The sequence below is a fragment of the Chrysiogenia bacterium genome (assembly GCA_020434085.1).
GTDB lineage: Bacteria > JAGRBM01 > JAGRBM01 > JAGRBM01 > JAGRBM01 > JAGRBM01.
This window is the reverse complement of record JAGRBM010000200.1, coordinates 1-1,635: the sequence shown is the minus strand read 5'-3', so window position 1 is coordinate 1,635 and position 1,635 is coordinate 1. Positions and strand designations below refer to the sequence as shown.

Annotated in this window: 2 protein-coding genes; both read right to left on the bottom strand. The window is 66.6% G+C overall.

The features are described 5' to 3' along the window. Positions 1-850 (bottom strand): DNA polymerase III subunit (locus KDH09_06590; protein MCB0219347.1); only part of this gene is annotated, 850 nt, incomplete at its 3' end. A gap of 93 nt (positions 851-943) precedes the next feature. Next, a partial coding sequence (locus tag KDH09_06585; GenBank protein MCB0219346.1) for a hypothetical protein occupies positions 944-1,635 on the bottom strand: 692 nt, incomplete at its 5' end.

Genomic DNA, 1,635 nt, shown 5'->3' with positions numbered 1-1,635 from the left:
TTCCCTCGAACGCAATTTCAAAACTCTCGGAGTCCTGCTTGAACAGATCGGCGACGTCGGAGGCCCACTTCAGGCGGGCTTCGTTGTCGGACCGCTCAAGTCCCTTGAGCAGGTTCCGAAGCGCCTGACGCCCCGAGCTCAGCTCCCCCTCGGCCATGGCCAGTGCCTTGCCGATGGAGCCCCCCGAGAGCGCCACGGCGATCCGCGCGATCTCGGGATTTTCCGAAAAAGCGCTTTGATCACCAATAGTTGCAAAATACCGGTGCAGTGATTCCCGGTCAAGGCTGCCGAAGCGAACCACCTGACAACGCGACACAATTGTGGGCAGCAGCAGGCTGCGCTCGCGGGCCACCAGGATGAGCGTCGTGTTCCTGGGCGGCTCCTCAAGGGTCTTGAGCAGGGTATTGGCCGCCTCGCGGTTCATCCGGTCGGCCGGGTCGACAATGGCGACCTTGGCCCCGCCCTCGACCGAGTGGAGCTGGAGCGCGGTAATGAGCTCGCGGGTGGGTTCGACCTGGATGTCGCCCTTGACGCCCGATCCCGTGAGGATGTGCAGGTCGGCGTGCTGGCCGGCCAGCACCCGGCGGCAGGCAGCGCACGCGCCGCATCCATCGGGGCCCTCACGGCTAGGGCCTGCGGGTTCTTCGCCGCCAAAGAGCGAGGGCCCGCTGGAGGCGGCATCCGCCTCGGGACTGCAAAGCAGGGCCTGCGCCAGCGCGATGGCGGTCTTGTGGCGCCCCACCCCCTCGGGCCCCACGAACAGCAGCGCGTGGGGCAGCCGGTCCGCCGCAAGGAGGCGGCGAAGCAGGGAGATGGCGGCGTCCTGGCCGATGATGGGCGCGAAGCTCATGGCGGGCGAGTCTACTCCGAGCGCGGGCCCCGCGGCAAAGAAGAAAGGCCCGGCTGGTGCCGGGCCTTTCGCTGTGTTCCGATAAAAAGCCGCTTACTTGCCAACCAGGCCCCTCAGGTAGGCCTTGTAGTCTTCGAGCTGCATGAGCTCGGGCAGTTCCTGCGCGCCAACGGCACTGTCCTTGGCCTCGGCCCCGTGGGCATCGGTCGTGTGGAGCGTGCCGGGAACACCTGCGCCGGTGCGCACCCAGGTGATGCCGGTCTCGGCGTCCTTGCCGATGGCTTTGACACCCTGGAAGACGCCGCTCACGATCGTGCGACCGTTTTCGGCCTCCTTGGCGAAGACGATGTATTCGTGCCCGACCGCGAGAACCGGCGCGCCCGCAATGTACGTCGCATAGTTCCCGATCGTGCCGCCGGGCACGGAAATCTCGAAGCTGCCCTCGCCCTTGATCGATTCAACCGGGGAAAGCGTATACACCGTCGAGATCCAGCCATCGGGGCGTCGCACCACCTGCACGTCGGTGACCTTCACGTGGGCGACATGCTGCGCGCGCGAGGCCATCTTCGCCGTCGAAAGCGTCACGACGGTGGTCGCCTGCGCGGCGCCCGCGCTTGCCAACACGCCCAGTGCCAGAAGAGCGGCAAGGAAATTGCGGCTGGGCTTGCGGGAGACCGGAGCCGGAACGCGCCTGCGACGAAGCAACAGCAACGCAGGCATCAGCACAAAGAGCCATGTGGCCCACCCCCAGCCGTTGCTGCGGGGGTTGATCGTGCAGAAACCGC